Here is a 19,042-nt window from a genome sequence, read left to right on the forward strand (position 1 = left end):
CATTGCGAGGAGCCGCAGGCGACGTGGCAATCCCGCGAAAGCCCACGGCTGCAAGAACCCCGAGAGCTCCTCAACCCGCACCCGCCGCTCCTGTCCTCGCGAGTCGCTTTGTGCTTTGTAAGCCTCAGTGCTCTGTATCAGGGCAGCGCTTCAGCGCTGCCGAAACGGCTCGTAAAGTTTCAGGGCTTTAGCCCCTGCGGCCGTGTGCTTCACGAAAGCCCGTTGTCATTGCGAGGAGCCGCAGGCGCCGCGGCAATCCGCGAATGCATCGCTCTCCCCCTCGACAACCTCCCGCGTCGCAGATATAAAAGTTCGCATCTTCAAGAGGTCCCGAATCCGTGCGCACAAAATTTGTCTTCTTGCTATTGATCGCCGCTTCTTTCTCCTTCGCTCAATCCCACCGCCCCATCACCGAGAAAGATCTCTTCCGCTTCCAATGGATCGGTGACCCCCAGCTCTCGCCCGACGCCACCCAGGTCCTCTACGTCCAGATCAGCGTCAACGATAAGAAAGACAACTACGACACCTCTCTCTGGACGGTCGCCACCAACGGCCAGTCCGCGCCCGTCCGCCTCACCTCAGGCAAACGTGATTCCTCTCCGCGCTGGTCGCCCGACGGCAAATGGATCGCCTTCATCCGCGGCAGCGCCGAGCCTCCGAAAGAAGGGAAGCCGCCCGCGACACAACTCGCATTGCTTCCTGTAAAAGGCGGCGAAGCCGCAATCATCACCGACCTCCCGCGCTCCGTCGCGCAACCGGTATGGTCACCTGACAGCAAACACATTGCCTTCCTCTGCGACGCCAACTCCGATGACCTCGCGAAGAAGCAGAAGAAAGACGCCGGTGCCGAGCCCGAGCACGAGTCCGACGTCCGCGTCATCAACCGCGCTGTCTATCGCTTCAACGGCCAGGGCTATCTCGATCCCAAGCACCACGCGCACATCTGGATCACCGATCTGCCCACCGCCAGCGACGCCAAGGTCACTCCCAAGCAGCTCACCACCGGCAACTTCGACGAGCAGGAAGCGACCTTCACCCCCGATGGCACACGCATCCTCTTCCATGCCGACCGCAACATCGAGCCGTATTACACACTTCCCGTGTCCGACATCCTCACTGTTCCCGTCACGGGCGGCGACGTCCAACTCATCAACCAGGTCAAACTCGGCGGCCTCCTCGGCGGCGTCAGCAGCATGGTTCTTTCTCCTGACGGCAAACGTATCGCCTTCATCGGCTCCGCTCCCGAGCCCGTCCGCTCCTACTCCGAACCCGATCTCTGGACGCTCGAACTCACGCCCGGTGCCACGCCAAAGAACCTCACCGCCGACTATGATTTCGACGTCAACAGCGGTGTCGGTGGCGACAACCGCGCCCCGCGCGCTGCCGGCGGCCTCGATCCCCTCTGGTCCCACGACGGCTCCACCATCCTTGACGTAGTTGCCAAGCAAGGCCGCGCCATCCTCGTGAAGTTTGATGTCACCGGCAAGAAGCAGCCACAGGAGATCACCCGCGGCGATCAAGCGGTCGAGCAATTCGTCGCCTCAGAAGACAGCAAGACCGTCATCCTCAGCGTCTCTACTCCGACCCTGCTGGATGATCTCTTCGCGCTTCAGCCCGACGGTTCGCAGCGTCAGCTCACCAACGTCAACCGCACGCTCTTTTCCGAACTCAACCTCACCGCGCCGGAAGAGCTCTGGTACACCAGCTTCGACGGCAAGAAGATTCAAGCCTGGATCCAGAAGCCGCCCGACTTCGATCCGAAGAAGAAGTATCCACTCATCCTAAACATTCACGGCGGCCCGCACTCCGCCTACGGATGGGTCTTCGACCACGAATTCCAATGGATGGCTGCGAAGGGTTACGTCGTTCTCTATCCCAACCCGCGCGGCAGCACCAGCTACGGCCAGGACTTCGGCAACATCATCCAGTACAAGTACCCGGGTGACGACTTCAAGGATCTAATGGCTGGCGTGGATGAAGTCATCAAGCGCGGCTACATCGACGACTCAAAACTCGGTGTCACCGGCGGCAGTGGCGGCGGCCTCCTCACCGACTGGGCCGTCGGCCATACCAAGCGCTTCCGCGCCGCTGTCTCGCAACGCGATATCTCCGACTGGGCCGCATGGTGGTACACCGCGGACTTCACCCTCTTCCAGCCGCATTGGTTCAAAGCGCCGCCCTTCGACGATCCTCAGGACTACATCGCCCGCTCGCCCATCACCTACATCCACGACATCGATACGCCAATGATGTTCATTCTCGGCGAAGCCGACTACCGCACCCCGCCCGCCAGCGGTGGCGAAGAACTCTTCCGTGCCCTTCGCTTCCTTCACAAACCCGCGCTCATGGTGCGTTTCCCCGGCGAGTCCCACGAACTCTCGCGCTCCGGACAACCGTGGCACCGCGTCGAACGCCTCGAGAACATCGTCGGCTGGTTCGACATGTACCTGCAGGGCGCATCAAAGCCCGAGTACCGCATGCCCTCCGACGAAACCAGCACTACGCCCGACAAGGAGAAGAAACCCTGAGGTAGCGGCAAGCTTCAACTCGCGTTCGGCCCATGGTCGCCCTGGTCAAAGCGCACGACTTTCCGAGTTGCTGAGACTTCGAGTGAAAGCCGCTTTGGGAAGGGGCACGGCTTCACAGGCTTGCTGAAAAACTCGCTTCGACGCACGGTTTGTATCAGGGCACGGCTTCAGCCGTGCCGAAAGCGCCTGAAGATTATCGGGGCTTTAGCCCCTGCCACTGCCGGTTCAATCTACTTCTTCCTCACCGCCCACATCGCATCGCTCTGCCCGATCACGAACGCCACGAAGCACAACGCCAACACGCTATGGTCCAACGAAGCTCCGAAGTATTGCCAAACCGGCGCATGCGCTCCCGGATAATTCGACGAGAATAGCAGCATCATCATGTAAATGACTCCAAACGCACTCGCCACCCTCACCCAAATTCCAAGCACCAGCGAAATGCCGATCGCCAACTCCCCATAAGCTGCGAGAAATGCGATCGGCGTCGCAAAGCGCAGCACGAATCCTCGCAGAACCGGAACCATGAACGGATAAGCCCCATCTTCAAGAAACCGGTTGATCCACATCTGGAAGCCGCCATGTAGAGTGAACTGGGTTCCGAAGACCTTGTACTGCGCGAAGATCAGGAACAGTCCACCAACGGCAATCCGCAGGAACGCAATCGCCCGATCGTTGCGGCGCTCAGAGGCGTGGAGATTATTCATAGCCGATGAGGATAGCGCGGAACGTGTCGTCACTCAGGCAGCCTACTTCTTCGCGTACTCCACCGTCTCCCCAGTCCGATCGTTCTTCACAACCAAATTTCCCTTCGCATCCACCGTTAACTCAATCCCATGTCCGCCATCCGGCCCCTGCACATTCGCCAAAAACTTCTCCGCGGCGTTATCCCCGCCCGCATCTTCCGAATAGTGCAACTGCCACAGCGCTTCAAGTCCCGGAATCTTCGCGACCGTTTCGACGGTCGGTTTCGATCCGCCCTTTTTCTCGCCGTTGTCCATAATCGCGATCCGCGGACGCACCGCATCCACCAGCGCCGGACTCGAACTCTGCATCCACCCGTGGTGGGAAACGATCAGCACATCGATTTTCCCAATCCGGTTCGTAGGACACATCATTTCCATTTCTTTGTCCCAGGTCAGGTCGCCAAGGTCGAGCAGACGCGCTTTACCAAACGTAATCACCACGCCCAGTGAGCGCAGATTTTCAGTCTTATCGGCCTCGCGCTTCTCTGAAGCCGCGCAGAATGTGTTCGCCTCGCCCGCACCCTTCAGCGGTTTCTCAATCAACGCGCCGTCGGCCGAAACGGCTTCAACATCGATCCCCTTAATCGGCAGCTTGTCACCCGGTTTCATCGTGATGTGCTTGTACTTCCCGGTCGCGAGCACCTCCTGATAAGCCTCGTAGCGGTTCTCCGTGATCTCGTCAGTGGTCTCACGGTTCGGCCCGTGGTCCACAAACGTCCCCACCGGAATCTTCTCCACCAGGTTCGGCACGCCGCCCACATGATCGTCGTGGAAGTGCGTGATCAGCACGTAATCAATGCGACTCAGCCCCGCGCTCTTGGCCGCAGCGGCAATCCGGTCCGCATCGCGCCCTTCATTGCCCGGCCATCCGGTATCAATCAACAACGATTCGCCCTTCGGCGTAACGAAGAGCGTGGCCTGTCCGCCCTCCACATCCACGAAGTACACCCGCAGATCGTTGGAACTCTTGGCCAGCATGGATGCAGAGAAAAGAAGAAGAAAAGTTAGGAGCCGTTTCATGGCCACCGATTCTACCGGAAACAGAAAACCCCTCGTTATGCGAGGGGTTCTGTAGAGTTGGTTTTGTATCAGGGCAAGCCTTCAGCCGTGCCGAAAAACTTCTCCCCCGACCGGTTTGTATCAAGGCGAGCCTTCATTCGCGCCGGGACACTTCGTCCCCGACCGGTTTGTACAGGGCACACCTTCAGTCCTGCCGAAAAACTTCGCCCCGAACGGTTTGTATCAGGGCACGACTTCAGTCGTGCCGAACGAGCCCGCCCGACGAGGGGCTTTAGCCCCTGCTATCGCCGATAGTCGCCGCGATAATCGCGGTCATCATGCCGATAATAAGGCACCCGTTCCCGCTCATACCGATAAGCGCGCGGCGCGTAATGTCCGTGATATTCATGCCGGTAATACCCACGATAATAGGGCCGATAATAGCTCGGCGAATAGCAATACCCAGACGAAAAGTAATACGGCGAAGCACAATATCCTCGATACGCCGGATAAGGCGCCACGGCAACATAGCCGCCCGCATAGGGGGTGCCCACACTGACTCCGAACGAGACCTGCGCATTCGCTTTCGCCGGCGCAGCCATCGCCACCGCGAGAATCAGCCCGAACAGCACGAATAAATATTTTTTGTTCATGAGTCCCAACCTCCACTCCTGTAAACACACACAGGGCACTTTGGTTGCGGTTGGGTTGTAAAGATGTGTTTAGCGCAGGCGAAGATTGGCTTCCGCGGACAGATCAGGCGCCGCAAATTCTCCGCTCAGAAACCGCGGATACGCCGCCGCCGCAATCATCGCCGCGTTGTCCGTAGACAGCGGTCGCGAAGGGAAATACACAGGCAACCCAAGTTCGCCGGCACGTCGTTCAAACGTCTCACGCAGCTCGGAATTCGCCGCAACTCCGCCCGTCACCAAGAGCGTTGCTGCATTGTTTTCCGCAGCCGCGTGCAGCGCCTTCGAGACAAGATCATTCACCACCGCGCGCTGAAACGATGCAATCAGATCGAGCGTCTGCCGATCGCACACCCGCAAATAATCGTCCTGCGATGGCTTCTCGATTTCCTTCAACGCCGTTCGCCGCGCTTCAATCGCCGCCTTCATCTCGTGCGTTTCAACATAGCGCAGCACCGCGGTCTTGATACCGCTATACGAGAAATCCACTCGCGCATCGTCATCCTCATGTCGGTTCTGCGGATTGCGGTCGCGATGCTTGATCTGCGCGAACGGAAACCTCACCGCCCTGGGATCGCCATGCTTTGCCAGGCCATCGAGAATCGGCCCCCCGGGATATCCAAGCCCCAGCAGCTTCGCGACTTTGTCGTAGGCCTCGCCGGCCGCATCGTCGCGCGTGTGTCCCACATCGCGATACGTCCATCCCGCATCCTTCTTCTCTGCAAGGTAAAGATGCGTGTGTCCGCCGCTCACCACCAGCGCCAGCACCGGAAACTGAATTTCGCCGACGCCTTGCTGCTTCTGTTCCAGCAGCACCACGTGAATGTGTCCTTCCAGGTGGTTCACGCCGATCAGCGGCTTATCCAGCGCGAATGACAGCGCCTTCGCATAACTCACGCCCACCAGCAGCGCTCCGGCCAGTCCGGGTCCGCGTGTCACAGCGATGGCATCAATCTTGTCATAGCTCTGTCCAGCGTCTTCCACCGCCTGGCGCACCACGGGAACGATAGCCTTCAAGTGCTCGCGCGAGGCCAGTTCCGGCACCACGCCGCCGTACCGCATATGCGTGTAGATCTGCGAGAACACTACGCTGGAGAGGATTTCTGCGCCGTTTCGGATCACAGCCGCGGCGGTCTCGTCGCACGAGCTTTCAATTCCCAGGATGACGGCGTCGGCCATGGCTTCATTCTACGGGAACCGCACGTCGGCGTTGCTCGACGCAGCATCTAAGTGGCAGAGGTTGACGATGCTCTTGTACTTGCTCGCAGGAACGACGGTCTCAACGGGATTCATGGTCATCGCGTGGCTCGCGATTGCGGCCGCGCTTCTGGTGCTTTTCTCTGGCCTGTTTGGCCCCGGCTTGCGTTACAAGATCTCCGCCGCCAAGCCAGCAGACAACCGTTCTGACGAATTCCTGCACACCCTCGAGGCCCTTACCGATTCCAAGGTCCATCGCGGCACGAGTTTCACCGTGCATACCAACGGCAACGACTTCTACGAAGAAGAACTGCGCGCCATGGCTGCAGCACAGCACAGCATCAACCTTGAGGCCTACATCTTCCAGAAGAGTGAAATCGCGCAGCGGTACGTCGACACAATGACCGAGCGCGCCCGCGCCGGTGTACAAGTCAACATCGTCCTCGACGCCATCGGCAGCGCCGCAACTCACGAGAAATTCTTCACCGATCTCCGCCAAGCCGGAGGCAAAATCGCCTGGTACAACGACAGCACCTGGTACAAGCTGCCCCAGTTCAACCATCGCACCCACCGTGAGGTGTTGGTTGTCGATGGCCGCGTCGGCTTCATCGGAGGCGCGGGCGTCGCTGACCATTGGTACAAGGCGCGCCCGAACAAGCCACGCTGGCGCGACACCATGGTGCGCGTAGACGGTGAAGCTGTTCCCAACCTGCAAGCCACGTTTGCCGAGAACTGGTTGGAAAGCTGCGGCGAAGTACTCACCGGCGAAGACTATTTCCCTCAACCGCACGCAGAACAGGGAAGTGGCGAAGCCATGGTCATCAACAGCACTCCCACCGCAGGCGGTTCCACGCGCGCCCGCTTGCTCTTCCAAATGCTTTTGGCATCGGCGCAACACACAATCCACATCACCACGCCGTATTTCCTGCCCGATCGCAGCATGATGGACGAACTCGTCCGCGCCGTGAAAGAGCGCGGCGTCGAAGTCGTGCTCCTCGTTCCAGGCAAGAAGAGCGATCACATGCTCACGCGCAGCTCCAGTCGCCGCGCCTATGGACGATTGCTGGAAGCCGCTGCGCGTATCTACGAATACCAACCAGCCATGATCCACGCCAAGATCCTGCTCATCGACGGCCTCTGGGGCGTCGTCGGTTCCACCAACTTCGACAATCGTTCCTTCGGTCTCAACGACGAGGTAAACCTCGCCGTGCGCGCCGAAGACTTCGTCGAACGCCTCGAGCATGACTTCGAGCGCGACCTTGCCAACAGCGAACTCATTACGTTGGAGAAGTGGAAGCATCGCCCTGTCCTCGAACGCGCGCCCGAACTCCTCGGCTGGGTGCTCGACCGCCAGCAGTGATGCGCCTCCGCATCGCCACCTACAACGTCCACAAGTGCCGCGGCCTCGATCGCCGCACCGATCCCGAACGCATTGCCACCGTCATCCGCGAACTCGATGCCGATGTAATCGCCATGCAGGAAATTCTCGACGTGCGCGACGGTCACCCCGGTCACGACCAGGCCCGCCGTATCGCGACGAACCTTCAAGAATACGAATGGCGATTCGGCGAAAACCGCTCGCTCCACGGCGGCGCCTACGGCAACATGACTCTCAGCCGTCTGCCCATCACCGCCAGCGAAAACTACGACATCACCTGGCGCCATCGCGAGCGCCGCGGCTGCCTCCGCACCGATGTGTCGTTAACCGACAGAAGCGTGCTTCATCTCTTCAACCTCCATCTCGGCACCAGCTTCGTAGAGCGCCGCCACCAGGCGCGCAAGCTGCTCACGGAAGCCGTGCTCCGTCGCGCCGAATTCACCGGCCCGCGTATCGTACTCGGCGACTTCAACGAATGGACCCGCGGCCTCGCATCGCGCCTCATGGGCACGGAATTCGAGGCAATCGAGCCGCGCACGCACCTGCGCTATGCGCGTACCTATCCCGGCGTAATGCCCCTGCTCCACCTCGACCACTTCTACTTCGACCGAACTCTCTCTCTCGAGTCCTACTGCATTCACCGCAGCCGAACCGCGCTCATCGCCTCCGACCACCTGCCTCTGGTATCCGAGTTCAGCCTCGCAGAACGCACTAAGCAATAACCGCGCTAAGATTGACTGCAATGCAGCCCAAGGCAGCCGCCATCGAAATCGTAAAAACGCTCCGCGGCCACGGCCACCAGGCCTATCTCGTTGGCGGTTGCGTGCGCGATCTCCTGCTCGGCCGCGATCCCGCCGACTACGACGTTGCCACTGACGCCATCCCCGACCAGGTGATGAAGATCTTTCCGAAGACATGGGCCGTCGGCGCGCAGTTCGGCGTAGTCCTGGTTCCGGTGCCTGACGAACCCGAATGCGATCCGGAAGCAACGCATCCGCAAAGCCATCATCATGGCTGCATCGAAGTCGCGACGTTCCGCAGTGACGGCGTCTACTCCGATGGCCGCCATCCCGATGAAGTCCGCTTCTCGCAAGACCCCCGCGAAGACGTCCAGCGCCGCGACTTCACCATCAACGGCATGCTGCTCGATCCCCTGAACCACGACGAAGTTCTCGACTTCGTCGGCGGTCGCGCCGACCTCGCAGCCAAAATCATTCGCACCATTGGTGATCCGCGCCAGCGTTTCGAAGAAGACAAACTCCGCATGCTCCGCGCCGTACGCTTCGCCGCTCGCTTCGAATATGAAATCGCGCCCGAAACCATGGCGGTGATTCAACAACTCTCGCCGCAGATCAGCGTCGTGAGCCACGAACGCGTGCGCGATGAACTCACGAAAATGCTCACAGAAGGCCACGCCCGCCGCGCCTTTGAGTTGCTCGATGAATCCGGCCTTCTCATCCAAGTTCTTCCAGAGATCGCGAAGATGAAAGGCGTCCAGCAGCCGCCGCAGTTTCATCCTGAGGGCGATGTTTGGATTCACACCCTGATGCTGCTCGAGCAATTGCCACCGAACTGTTCGCCGACCCTGGCCTGGGGTGCGTTGCTTCACGACGTCGGCAAGCCCCCAACATTCCGCCGCGCGCCCGATCGCATCCGCTTCGATGGCCATGTGGATGTCGGCGTACGCATGACTGAAGTGCTCGGCAAGCAAATGCGTTTCTCCAACGAGCAACTCGATCAGGTAAGCGCGCTCGTCGAGAACCACATGAAGTTCGCAGAAGTGACGCACATGCGCGAGTCCACCCTCAAGCGTTTCATGCGCCTGCCGAAGTTCGACGAGCACATGGAACTCCACAAGATGGACTGCCTGGCCAGCCATCGCAACCTCGGGTCTTACGATTTTCTGAAGCAGAAGATGGAAGAGACTCAGCCCAAAGAAATTCGGCCAGAGCCATTAGTGACCGGCGCCGACCTCATCGCACTCGGCCACAGGCCGGGGCCGCTCTTCAAAGAGATTTTGTCATCCGTGGAAGATGGACAACTGGAAGGCAGACTGCAATCGCGGGAACAGGCGATGGCGTTCGTGCAGGCGGAGTTCCCGCTCTGACTTACGCCGGCATGTAGAAGAAGTAGATCGCCGCGACGAGCGCCAGTACCAGCAAAAGTATGAGTGCAGTGGGGGTTGAAATCCCCGGTTCGGGTGCGGTGGTGCTGTTCGTATTCATATGTTCGCCATCCATGCTTGCGTAAGCTTCTTACGAATTGTCAAAACCGTCAAAATCACCTTAGTAATTGACCGTTAGTACCCGCCATTTGTGACAGTGCTCTCGAACCCCTTTGCCCCCTCCCGAAGCCCCAGCTTTCCGATGCTACAATCGATTTTTCGCCCGTTTAGAGCCTGTGATGGAGCACGTCCGGCAAACCCTGCAGCAGATCTTGGTAGATGCGGTGCGCCGAGCGCCAGCCGAAGATGTACCCCTGTTGGCGTGGCCGCTGGCATGCGGAACGGCGGTATCCGAAAAGACACGGGCATTGGCGTTTGAGAACGGCGAACTGGTAGTCCAGGTGCCCGACGCAGCCTGGCGGGTGCAGTTGCTGGCTTTAGCTAAAGAGTATCTGCGGCACCTCAGCGAGATTACCGGAGGCCGCGTCGAACGGCTCCGGTTTGTGTTACCCGGCGAAATGGAAACGCGATGAAAGTCACCGAAAAAGACGTAAAGTACGTCGCCGACCTGGCGAACCTCGAGCTTACCGAAGCCGAGAGCAAGCGCTTCCTCAAGGACCTCAACTCGATCCTCGAGTACATCGACAACCTCAATGAACTCGACACCACCAACGTCGAACCGATGGCCCAGGTCGCCGCGCGTTATGGGGGCGAAGGGAAGTCCGAGGCCGAGCGCTACGGCTATGCCCTTCGTCCCGATGAACTCCGCCCGTCGTTGCCTCACGATGTCGCGATGAAGAACGCGCCCGATACAGATGGAACCTACTTCAAGGTACCCAAGGTAATCGAACGATGAAGGAACTCGCTGCTCCACCAGATGCAAATCGAGTCGCTGACGCAGTCGAAGTACTGCGCGCCTGGATCATCAATCAAGGCTTGCAAGTCTCTTTGGCGCCGGGCTCCTTCGGAGGCGGTGAGAACGAAATCATCGTCTGGTCGATCCTGCTCACGGACATAACCCGGCACATCGCGGACGCTCTCCACAAATCTGAGGGGCTGGATCCGAAAGAGACAATCAACAAGATCCAGGCGCACTTCAACCTTGAACTCGATGAGCCCACGGCCGAAGCGAAAGGTGACTTCATAGTCTGAAATGGACATCAACGTACTCACCATCGACGCAACTCGCATCGCGATCCAGGAGCGCCAGGCCACAGCCACGGCAATTGCCGAATCGTTCTATAAGAAGATCGAAGCCGAAGACGGAGAGATCAACGCCTACCTCACGTTGAGCCGCGACCGCGCGCTCGCGCAGGCCGCCAAGATTGACGCCATTGCCGACCGCGGTGACGACCTCCCCCGCCTCGCCGGCCTCCCCGTCGCCATCAAAGATGTCATCTCGACCAAGGGTGTTCGCACCACGGCAGGATCGAAGATCCTCGAAGAGTTCATTGCCCCCTACGACGCCACGGTCGTGCAGAAGCTCGAAGCCGCCGGCGCCGTCATCCTCGGCAAAACCAATTGCGATGAGTTCGCCATGGGCTCGTCGAACGAGAACTCAGCCTATGGCCCGGTGCGAAATCCCCGCGATAAGTCTCGCGTCCCCGGCGGATCATCCGGTGGATCGGCTGCGGTCGTCGCCGCCGGAACTGCGGTCACTTCGCTCGGTTCGGATACCGGCGGTTCCATTCGCCAGCCCGCGTCGTTCTGCGGCGTGGTCGGGTTGATGCCGACCTACGGCCGCGTTTCGCGCTACGGCCTGATTGCGTTTGCCTCGTCGCTCGATCACATCGGTCCGTTCGCCAAAGACGTAAAGGACGCGGCGATCATGCTCGAAGTGATTGCCGGTCGTGATCCGATGGATGCCACTTCCGCCGAGGTCGCAGTCCCGAAGTACTCCGACGAAATCGGCAAGCCCGTTCGCGGAATGAAAATTGGTGTCGCGAAAGAATATTTCGGCGAAGGCCTCGATCCCGAAGTGAAAGCCTCAGTCGAAGCGTCCATCCAGAACCTCGCCAAGGCCGGCGCGGAGATCATCGAGGTCTCGCTGCCGCACACCAAGTACGCCATCCCTACGTACTACCTCGTTGCTACCGCCGAGGCATCGTCGAACCTCGCGCGCTTCGACGGTGTCCGCTACTCGCACCGTTCGAAAGAAGCGAAAACACTCTCCGAGATGTACCGCAAGAGCCGCGACGAAGGCTTCGGCGCCGAAGTCAAACGCCGCATCATCCTCGGCACCTACGCACTCAGCGCCGGCTACTACGACGCCTACTACCTTAAGGCGCAGAAAGTCCGCACCCTGCTGGCCCAGGACTTCGACGAAGCCTTCGCCAAAGTCGACGCGATCGTCACGCCCACCACGCCGACGCCGGCGTTCAAGCTTGGCGAAAAAGCCGACGACCCGCTAGCCATGTACCTCGCCGACATCTTCACGGTCACCGCCGATCTTGTCGGCATCCCGGGAATCTCGGTCCCCTGCGGGAGTTCCAAAGACGGTCTTCCCATCGGTCTGCAGGTCTTCGCGAAACACTTCCAGGAAGCGACAATGATCCGCGTGGCCCACGCCGTGGAACACGCGCTGGCTGCGGTGTAGCGCACAACTTTCGGCTCCGAAACAGCCCTGCTCCGGCGGGGCTTGTTCTTTGGTAACGACGTAAATTCAGGAACTCCGCTTACATGAACGTGTAAGTATGACGCGCCGTTTTCTTGCTCCGCGAGCGGTTGCGCGCACTCTTTCTCGCCCAAATTCAGCAACTTACCTCGGGACCTGTCCCTTTGGCACTTTCGTTGCAGTTAGTGGAGCTGCCATCATCCATTCGTACTCGGAGCCACTTATGTCATCCAATCGAATTTTTGTAGCCGCCACCTCGCTCGCGCTGATGCTCGGCGTTCCAGCCTGGGCCAGCAACGGTCACGGCAACGATAATCACCAGGACGAAGCTCACGGGCAGGGAAACGGCGCTGCTCACGGAAAGAAAAAGGGCTGGAAGGGCTGCGACCTCCCTCCCGGACAAGCGAAAAAGCATGGCTGCTATGCGCCAGTCGTCGCGCCACCCCCACCGCCCCCGCCTCCTCCGGTCCACACCTACGTTGTAGCCCCGCCTCCGCCGCCGGTCGTGCATGTGCACGTTGTGACCCCACCACCCCCACCGCCTCCGCCACCAGCGAACGGTGTGCAGATTCACGTAGACGCGGTCATCCACCCGTAACTCGGACAACGATCGCTCGACGCCACTCACAAGTTCTCACTAAAGGGTGCCCCATCCTGATCGCGAAGCGATAGGGTGGGGTTTTCCTCTCTAGCGGTCAGCCCACGCCGCCCTCTCCCCTCGCACTAAAACGTCCTGTCATCCTGACCCTGAGCGTAGCCGAAGGGGAAGGATCTGCTGTTCTCTTCGCGGAAGCCCACACCGCTCTCACCCCGCGCACTTCCACCTCTTGTCATCCAGAGCGCAGCGAAGGATCTGCTGTTTGCTAGAAGGTACCCCCACCCCCTCTTAAAAATCGCAAAATCTTCAAAACACACGGCTTACCCACGGCATAGTCCGCAAAATATTCCATCCAAAGCACTTACAGCCAAAATATTCAAACCAAACGAGTTACACACGCTCTCCGGCCGCGATGACGGGGCAATAGCGACTCGCCCGCCGGGCACCCCACCCGATGGATACCAAAGATCAGAGGTTCAGTTGGAAATGCCCCACATGCGCATCGTAGGAAGGAAAAGGCAAGAATTCTGTGACGCCAGACACGGATGCTTGTGAGGTGAGCATAAAGTGGAGAATTCGCAGTTCACTAGTTAAATTAGGTGATTATTTCGGTATCAATATACTTCACACACATTAGCAACTAATGTGGCGCCCCGTGACCGGGCAGCGGAATCATTCACCTTCCGGCAGGTTTCTCCATACGCATCCCGCGCCATTGTTGGTCGCTTCCATTGGGAACTCGGAAGTTTTTTTCCACCAAGTCCAATCCTGCCTATATGTCGTAACAAGGGTGGCATCGAGCTTCGCATTTGGCGGAATGAAAATCTGTGTCGTATCCATGCAATTCGCGGAAACTCTCTTACCCGGTCTAAGAACATTCTCCTTGGTCGGGTTTGTCACCAATCGAATATTAGAGATGTTGTAGCCCGGAATATTGTCGATGCGACACATGAAATTCACGTCATGTATTGCCAGAATTCCGTCATTTTGCAAATAAAAGGCCGTCCCCATTGGGTCGTTCGGACGGAGGCTTCCCGATGACCCGATAGAATTTTCGGAAGCCAATTCAGCGCGAAGCCAGCGAGCGTCACTAATACTGCAATACCTCCTAGATATTCCCAAAGGATTAGCCACGGGCGCTTCTGTGGCTGCGGTGGCGGTGGCTTGCGCGGCTTTGCTCGCCTATCTCTTATATCTTTTGGGGGTTTTGCTTTCATGAAATCTCCTGCCCGGATGGTCTAGTATCTTGTCGCTCATTCCTGGCATCACCCTTTTGCTCGCCGTGACAGGGCTAGTGTGTTGGCTGATCGTCAATCGCGTAATAGGCAGCACACTTGGGCGATTGGACGAGAAGGTTGTGAAATGTGCGAGTTCTCGCAAAATTTCACCCAGTGTTCCACCCCGAGCACGTCGAGATAGTGAAGCTCCCCGAAAATCGCGAGGTAGTTTTTGTCGGACGCGAAATCCAGAGCCTCTGCTTGCGAGAGTGGAGGAGTCATGAATTTATGCCCGGAAATTTTCGTTCTGGGGAGGCTCATTTCGCTAGCATCGGATGGGTAAATAATGGCCGCAGTGACCTGAAGCGTACTGCGGACTTTGAAATCCGCCTTGTTGAACTCAGCTCCGCGCCATTGTTCTTCAGTTGGAGCGGTTCCCAAATCTATGAGTGGACGCGTCGGAACATCCGGCTCTTTGCCCATTGGGATCAAATCGACAAGAATGGTTCCCTTCATCCGAAGCAGTGGGGTTTTCCCTATATTCGAGAATCTTACTGGCACGAAAATTGGCTGACCACTGGTAAGACTAAAGCTCCGTTTTACGTCGGTACCGATGACGCTCTCGGGAATGGGAATCCCTCCAAAACCGACTTTCAGCCAAGCTCTCTGGTCAATTTGCATCGCTTGACGCGACAGACGAAGCTGATCGACTCCTTGAGCAGCGGTAGTCACGATGCTCGCACTCTGGTTGAGGCTCTGATTGTGAGTGTCCCACCACAGGCAGAAGGTAACAATGGTGTAGACCGCAACAATAGCAATCGTCCACAACTCAAGTCGAACTTTGCGATCCTCTCTTTTCTTTTGATCACCGGATTCGGATTTTATGGATTCTATCGTTTCGGATGGTATTTGGAGCGTGTTGGTGAGAACTGGAGGGTTGTTATTGGCTTCTATTTGAGCCTTGGAGGATTCTGTTATGGCGTCTGCATGATTCTTCACTTCATTTCGAATCATTTCTAACTGTGTGCGGACAAGCTCAGTCAGACGGCGATATTGCCAAGGGAACATATAATTGTGCGTTATGAAGGCCGAAAAAGAATACACCGAGGGAGCGCAGGCCGCAGCCAATTTCAACAAGGCCATGACGGCTCTCCTCTGTTCCGATTTTCTCCTATAATCCACTCACGACCAACAGAAACGCATATGGCGGGGGCCCACGGCGGGTGGCCCACCCAAGCATGTTCTCGATCTCTGGGTGCCCCATTCTAGCGATTCACGTTTTTTGTGAAGCGCTAGGGTGGGGCGGTTCGTGGATGAAGTCGGAGACTCTTTCCCGAACAAAATGCCCCACCCTAAGATTTCGCTCAAAGGCGGAGCGAAATCTTAGAATGGGGCACCTGTCTGAAAGACGTATTACCCATCAGTTAACAAAATCTTTCCACTTTCCCTGTACCACCTTTGCGGCAAATTCGACGACTCGAACATTTTTCTGGCTCCAGGGTCACGTTTTAGGGCATTTGGAGAAAAAGATTAGGGGTCAAAACCGTCAATTTTCCGACCGCGTCCAGACCCGTCCGCTGCAAATACCCGCTAAATAAGCACTTAGAAAAAGTTGTTTACCAATTTCTAACTTCGGGTTTTACCGTAAGTTTTCCTGGTTTCTTGCCTGTAACCTGGTACGCGGCTACTCCACGGGAGTGTAGTAATTCTCTCCCGCGCACCCACGACACAACGTGCGCCCATCGCGAATCACTTCGCGATGGTAGTTAATCCCTTCGCCGCACTGATCGCAAGCAATGCGCTCGCCCTTGAATCCCGGCATCTCCTGCGGCCCCACTTCGACGGAGACCCATTGCATCGTGAAGAGATCCTCATCGCTGAGCTCGCGATACGCGAGCATTTGCTGCGCATTTTTATTGTCGAGTTCAGGATGCAGCTGCCGCGCCAATTCCTTCGACGACTCACGCGCCGCCACGCGAACCGCGCGCCCCGCCTCAAGATCCACGAAGGTCGCTGCCATCTTGCCCCAGTCGCGAAACTTCAAAGCCCGCTTCCCAAGCCGACATCCAGTGACCACGCCGATCGCATCGGTCGCGCAGCGATCGATCTCAACATAGGTCACAAGCCGCTTGCGATCGCGTCCGCGCGGATCTTCGATGCCAAGCTTCTGCATTCCGCACAGCGCCATGCGCACCCCAAGCACCTGCCCGGCGCAGAGGTGTCCGTGGGCCAGCTTCGCTTCTTCAAGTAGCTCGTCGAGCGTCTTCATTCCGGCATCTTACTCGTCGTCGTTGCTGTCTGTCGCGATATCGGTGGCGTGACCAAAAACCGTATAGCTCGCCTTGGGATATTTCTTGGGAAAGAAGGTGACCTTCGACGGGCTGCGCTCCCACTGCGGCGCGTCGCAATCTGCGTCCGGAGAATCGGCCTGGCTGGCCGGCCCGAGCTCTTTTCGAAGCACTGCTTTCTTGCGGCCGATCTGCGCGACGACTGCATACAGAGTTTCCCCGTTATCCGAGATGCCGCAATAGGCGGCGTAGTCGCGGTACCAGCTCACCGACGAATAAAACGGGTCGAACTCCGGCAGCTTGATGGTGGTGATGTGCGCGTTGGTGCGGTCCACCAGCAGCCACGCGCCGCGCTGCCACTTCCAGTGCGGAGACTTTGTGTCTTCGGGAAGATTGTCATTCAGCCGGTAGGCCTTGCGGGCAACGAAGAGGCGGTCGGTGATGTCGTGGGTTTCGCCGGTGGTGAACTCCTTGAGGGCGCCGTCCACGTAGAGACCGCGGACTTTCATGTCCATGGTTTTGTCTTCGGTGGGGCCGAGGAAGAGCTTGACCGTCATGGGTTTGCCGAAGGTGATGACCTTCGGCTTGCCCGCCGCCGATGCGAGTCCGGTGAACATAACCGCGAACTGGAGGAGTGCGATACATCTGCGCATACTACGAGGCTAAGCCCGCAAGCGCCCGCACTTCAACCGAAACCCGCTCCCGGCGCGATACAACCAATCCAGAGCAGAACCCTTCGTAAAGACGTGACCCACGAATTTCCCGCGAAACGTTCCCAGCACATCCTGGTGGTTGACGACTCGCCTGAGCTTGCCATGCTCATGCAGGAGCTGCTGGCTGCGCATGGCTACCTGGTGCAGCTTGCCTATAGCGCAGCCGAGGCGGAGCGGGAAATTGCGGGGCGTCCGCCGGACCTGATCTTGCTGGATGTGCAGATGCCGGGCAAGAACGGCTACGACCTTTGCCGTGAGCTGAAGGACAATCCGGAGACGCGCCTGATCCCTATAGTGATGATTACCGGGCTTACCGATCGCGAGAACCGGATCAGGGGCATAGAATCCGGCGCCGATGAATTTCTGAACAAGCCGATTTTTCCGGAAGAACTGTTTGCGCGGGTGAAGTCGCTATTGCGGCTGAAGGAGTTTACCGACGAACTCGACAACGCGGAGGCAGTGTTGTGCACCCTCGGGTTGAGCGTGGAGGCGCGTGATCCTTATACGGAAGGGCACTGTGAGCGGCTTTCACAATACGCGAGCGAACTCGGTGCGTTCCTGCGGATGGGCGCCGATGCAATCCTTGCGCTGAAGCGCGGCGGATACCTGCACGATCTCGGCAAGATCGCGATTCCGGACGAGATCCTGAAGAAGGGATCCGATCTGACTGCAGATGAGTGGTCGATCATGCGGCAGCACCCGATCATCGGGGAGCGCATTTGTCAGCCGCTGCGTTCGCTGCGAAAAGTACTGCCGATCATTCGCCACCATCATGAACATTGGGATGGGAGCGGGTATCCAGACCAGTTGGTGGGGCTTGAGATTCCGCTGCTGGCGCGCACGCTGCAGGTTGTGGATGTTTACGATGCATTGCGAACGGCGCGTCCTTACAAAGCGGCCCAGTCGCATGAACAGGCTCGCGAGACGATGTTGCGCGAGGCGGAGCGTGGCAGGTGGGACCGCGAACTTGTGCGCGCCATGTTCGCCATGCTGACTGAGCGGCGAAAGGCCGCTTGAAGCATTTCGAAAAGAAGAATTGGGCTGCTTACAACTGATTTAGAATGGCTTGGCGTCTAACAAGCTGCATACAAATTGAGCCGTTCCCAGCCCTAGACGCCCATGGAATACGTGTCCTACAGCATTGTCATCCCCGCCTATAACGAAAGCGATCGCATCCAGGAATCGCTGACGAAGATTGTTGCCTTTCTTGCTGAGCAGAGCTGGACGGCCGAGGTCCTGGTCGTCAACGACGGCTCTCGCGATAACACAGCGGAGGTCGTGAAGCGGTTCGCGGCGCAGCACCGGTTTATTCGGCTGATTGAAAACCCTGGCAATCGCGGCAAAGGGTACAGCGTGCGCAATGGCATGCTGCAGGCAGTGGGCGATGTCGTGCTCTTCACCGACGCCGACCTCTCGGCGCCGATAACCGAGGCACCGAAGCTATTCAGCGAGATCCAGAAGGGCGTGGATGTTGCCTTTGGCTCGCGGTGGCTGGTAGCGAAGATGCAGACCGAGCGGCAGTCCATCATGCGCCAGATCGCCGGGCGCATGTACAACGTCATCATGCGGATTGTGCTCGGATTGAACTTCAAAGACACGCAGTGCGGATTCAAGGCATTCAACCGCAAGGCGCTGGAGACGATCTTCACACGTCAGCACGTGGAACGCTGGGGCTTCGACGTCGAACTGCTTTTCCTGGCACGCAAGTTCAAGCTGAAGATTGAAGAAGTGCCGGTGGAATGGGCACATGACGACCGGTCGAAGATCAACCCTCTGGTCGACGGCATCAAGATGTTCGGCGAGATGCTGAGTATCCGGTGGAATTCGATCGTAGGACGCTACACGAATCCGCACCTGCCGAAGCCGGTGGTGACGGACGCCACGCCGGTCGTAAAAATCGCAAAGTAAGTT

Annotated in this window: 19 protein-coding genes; 11 read left to right on the forward strand and 8 right to left on the reverse strand. The window is 58.3% G+C overall.

What is annotated here, in order from left to right:
- Positions 1 to 338 precede the first annotated feature (338 nt).
- Entirely contained in the window at positions 339 to 2,528 is a 2,190-nt protein-coding gene (locus ACID345_RS02485) for a S9 family peptidase (protein ID WP_011521297.1), read from the forward strand.
- Between the two features lie 230 nt (positions 2,529 to 2,758).
- On the opposite strand, the gene ACID345_RS02490 is transcribed toward ACID345_RS02485, so the two are convergent.
- From ACID345_RS02490 to tsaD, 4 genes are all read right to left on the reverse strand, one after another.
- Positions 2,759 to 3,268, reverse strand: coding sequence for a DoxX family protein (locus ACID345_RS02490; RefSeq protein WP_228370724.1), 510 nt, complete (start codon positions 3,266 to 3,268; stop codon positions 2,759 to 2,761).
- Positions 3,269 to 3,277: 9 nt separating this feature from the next.
- A complete protein-coding gene (locus tag ACID345_RS02495; RefSeq protein ID WP_011521299.1) occupies positions 3,278 to 4,294 on the reverse strand; it encodes a ComEC/Rec2 family competence protein in 1,017 nt (338 codons plus the stop codon).
- Positions 4,295 to 4,575: 281 nt separating this feature from the next.
- Complete coding sequence (locus ACID345_RS26795) at positions 4,576 to 4,926, reverse strand: hypothetical protein (protein ID WP_011521300.1); 351 nt, start codon at positions 4,924 to 4,926, stop codon at positions 4,576 to 4,578.
- A 69-nt stretch (positions 4,927 to 4,995) separates the two neighbouring features.
- Entirely contained in the window at positions 4,996 to 6,141 is a 1,146-nt protein-coding gene (gene tsaD, locus ACID345_RS02505; protein ID WP_011521301.1) for a tRNA (adenosine(37)-N6)-threonylcarbamoyltransferase complex transferase subunit TsaD, read from the reverse strand.
- On the opposite strand from tsaD, the gene ACID345_RS02510 reads away from it, so the two are divergent.
- The 8 genes from ACID345_RS02510 to ACID345_RS26170 all read left to right on the forward strand — a co-directional run bounded on the left by ACID345_RS02510 (position 6,140) and on the right by ACID345_RS26170 (position 12,913).
- On the forward strand, positions 6,140 to 7,519 hold the full coding sequence (locus ACID345_RS02510) for a phospholipase D-like domain-containing protein (protein WP_228370725.1): 1,380 nt from the start codon (positions 6,140 to 6,142) through the stop codon (positions 7,517 to 7,519). The genes tsaD and ACID345_RS02510 overlap by 2 nt on opposite strands.
- On the forward strand, positions 7,519 to 8,259 hold the full coding sequence (locus ACID345_RS02515) for an endonuclease/exonuclease/phosphatase family protein (RefSeq protein ID WP_011521303.1): 741 nt from the start codon (positions 7,519 to 7,521) through the stop codon (positions 8,257 to 8,259). The genes ACID345_RS02510 and ACID345_RS02515 overlap by 1 nt, the downstream gene beginning before the upstream one ends.
- Before the next feature lie 20 nt (positions 8,260 to 8,279).
- A complete protein-coding gene (locus ACID345_RS02520; protein ID WP_011521304.1) occupies positions 8,280 to 9,644 on the forward strand; it encodes a CCA tRNA nucleotidyltransferase in 1,365 nt (454 codons plus the stop codon).
- Between the two features lie 296 nt (positions 9,645 to 9,940).
- Positions 9,941 to 10,234 carry a DUF721 domain-containing protein gene (locus tag ACID345_RS02525; protein WP_041855366.1) on the forward strand — a complete coding sequence of 98 codons (294 nt, stop codon included), beginning with the start codon at positions 9,941 to 9,943 and terminating at the stop codon, positions 10,232 to 10,234.
- Complete coding sequence (gatC, locus tag ACID345_RS02530; protein WP_011521306.1) at positions 10,231 to 10,557, forward strand: Asp-tRNA(Asn)/Glu-tRNA(Gln) amidotransferase subunit GatC; 327 nt, start codon at positions 10,231 to 10,233, stop codon at positions 10,555 to 10,557. Before ACID345_RS02525 ends, gatC begins: the two co-directional genes overlap by 4 nt.
- The gene (locus ACID345_RS02535) at positions 10,554 to 10,853 is read left to right on the forward strand and encodes a DUF5076 domain-containing protein (protein WP_011521307.1); all 300 of its coding nucleotides are present in this window, start codon (positions 10,554 to 10,556) and stop codon (positions 10,851 to 10,853) included. Before gatC ends, ACID345_RS02535 begins: the two co-directional genes overlap by 4 nt.
- Position 10,854: 1 nt before the next feature.
- Entirely contained in the window at positions 10,855 to 12,297 is a 1,443-nt protein-coding gene (gene gatA / locus ACID345_RS02540; RefSeq protein ID WP_011521308.1) for an Asp-tRNA(Asn)/Glu-tRNA(Gln) amidotransferase subunit GatA, read from the forward strand.
- A 241-nt stretch (positions 12,298 to 12,538) separates the two neighbouring features.
- Entirely contained in the window at positions 12,539 to 12,913 is a 375-nt protein-coding gene (locus ACID345_RS26170) for a hypothetical protein (protein ID WP_083763650.1), read from the forward strand.
- Between the two features lie 672 nt (positions 12,914 to 13,585).
- On the opposite strand, the gene ACID345_RS02550 is transcribed toward ACID345_RS26170, so the two are convergent.
- The 4 genes from ACID345_RS02550 to ACID345_RS02565 form a co-directional block, all read right to left on the reverse strand.
- The gene (locus ACID345_RS02550) at positions 13,586 to 13,924 is read right to left on the reverse strand and encodes a hypothetical protein (RefSeq protein WP_041855368.1); all 339 of its coding nucleotides are present in this window, start codon (positions 13,922 to 13,924) and stop codon (positions 13,586 to 13,588) included.
- Between the two features lie 299 nt (positions 13,925 to 14,223).
- The gene (locus tag ACID345_RS02555; protein ID WP_041855369.1) at positions 14,224 to 15,273 is read right to left on the reverse strand and encodes a hypothetical protein; all 1,050 of its coding nucleotides are present in this window, start codon (positions 15,271 to 15,273) and stop codon (positions 14,224 to 14,226) included.
- Positions 15,274 to 15,814: 541 nt separating this feature from the next.
- A complete protein-coding gene (locus ACID345_RS02560; RefSeq protein ID WP_011521310.1) occupies positions 15,815 to 16,399 on the reverse strand; it encodes an FmdE family protein in 585 nt (194 codons plus the stop codon).
- Between the two features lie 9 nt (positions 16,400 to 16,408).
- Positions 16,409 to 17,035 carry a hypothetical protein gene (locus ACID345_RS02565; RefSeq protein ID WP_148209993.1) on the reverse strand — a complete coding sequence of 209 codons (627 nt, stop codon included), beginning with the start codon at positions 17,033 to 17,035 and terminating at the stop codon, positions 16,409 to 16,411.
- A gap of 129 nt (positions 17,036 to 17,164) precedes the next feature.
- Between ACID345_RS02565 and ACID345_RS02570 the strand changes: the two genes are divergently transcribed.
- Both ACID345_RS02570 and ACID345_RS02575 read left to right on the forward strand, forming a co-directional pair.
- Positions 17,165 to 18,148, forward strand: coding sequence for an HD-GYP domain-containing protein (locus ACID345_RS02570; RefSeq protein WP_228370726.1), 984 nt, complete (start codon positions 17,165 to 17,167; stop codon positions 18,146 to 18,148).
- Positions 18,149 to 18,250: 102 nt separating this feature from the next.
- Positions 18,251 to 19,039, forward strand: a complete 789-nt coding sequence (locus ACID345_RS02575) for a dolichyl-phosphate beta-glucosyltransferase (RefSeq protein WP_011521312.1) — start codon at positions 18,251 to 18,253, stop codon at positions 19,037 to 19,039.
- The last annotated feature ends 3 nt before the right edge of the window (positions 19,040 to 19,042 follow it).

The sequence above is a fragment of the Candidatus Koribacter versatilis Ellin345 genome (assembly GCF_000014005.1).
In the GTDB taxonomy this organism is placed as follows: domain Bacteria; phylum Acidobacteriota; class Terriglobia; order Terriglobales; family Acidobacteriaceae; genus Korobacter; species Korobacter versatilis_A.

Coding starts and splice junctions, on each gene's coding strand:
- ACID345_RS02495 (WP_011521299.1), bottom strand. CDS start 4,294: ATGAAACGGCTCCTAACTTTTCTTCTTCTTTTCTCTGCATCCATGCTG.
- ACID345_RS26795 (WP_011521300.1), bottom strand. CDS start 4,926: ATGAACAAAAAATATTTATTCGTGCTGTTCGGGCTGATTCTCGCGGTG.
- ACID345_RS02510 (WP_228370725.1), top strand. CDS start 6,140: ATGGCTTCATTCTACGGGAACCGCACGTCGGCGTTGCTCGACGCAGCA.
- tsaD (WP_011521301.1), bottom strand. CDS start 6,141: ATGGCCGACGCCGTCATCCTGGGAATTGAAAGCTCGTGCGACGAGACC.
- ACID345_RS02515 (WP_011521303.1), top strand. CDS start 7,519: ATGCGCCTCCGCATCGCCACCTACAACGTCCACAAGTGCCGCGGCCTC.
- ACID345_RS02520 (WP_011521304.1), top strand. CDS start 8,280: ATGCAGCCCAAGGCAGCCGCCATCGAAATCGTAAAAACGCTCCGCGGC.
- ACID345_RS02525 (WP_041855366.1), top strand. CDS start 9,941: ATGGAGCACGTCCGGCAAACCCTGCAGCAGATCTTGGTAGATGCGGTG.
- gatC (WP_011521306.1), top strand. CDS start 10,231: ATGAAAGTCACCGAAAAAGACGTAAAGTACGTCGCCGACCTGGCGAAC.
- ACID345_RS02535 (WP_011521307.1), top strand. CDS start 10,554: ATGAAGGAACTCGCTGCTCCACCAGATGCAAATCGAGTCGCTGACGCA.
- gatA (WP_011521308.1), top strand. CDS start 10,855: ATGGACATCAACGTACTCACCATCGACGCAACTCGCATCGCGATCCAG.
- ACID345_RS26170 (WP_083763650.1), top strand. CDS start 12,539: ATGTCATCCAATCGAATTTTTGTAGCCGCCACCTCGCTCGCGCTGATG.
- ACID345_RS02550 (WP_041855368.1), bottom strand. CDS start 13,924: ATGGGGACGGCCTTTTATTTGCAAAATGACGGAATTCTGGCAATACAT.
- ACID345_RS02555 (WP_041855369.1), bottom strand. CDS start 15,273: ATGGCCTTGTTGAAATTGGCTGCGGCCTGCGCTCCCTCGGTGTATTCT.
- ACID345_RS02560 (WP_011521310.1), bottom strand. CDS start 16,399: ATGAAGACGCTCGACGAGCTACTTGAAGAAGCGAAGCTGGCCCACGGA.
- ACID345_RS02565 (WP_148209993.1), bottom strand. CDS start 17,035: ATGTTCACCGGACTCGCATCGGCGGCGGGCAAGCCGAAGGTCATCACC.
- ACID345_RS02575 (WP_011521312.1), top strand. CDS start 18,251: ATGGAATACGTGTCCTACAGCATTGTCATCCCCGCCTATAACGAAAGC.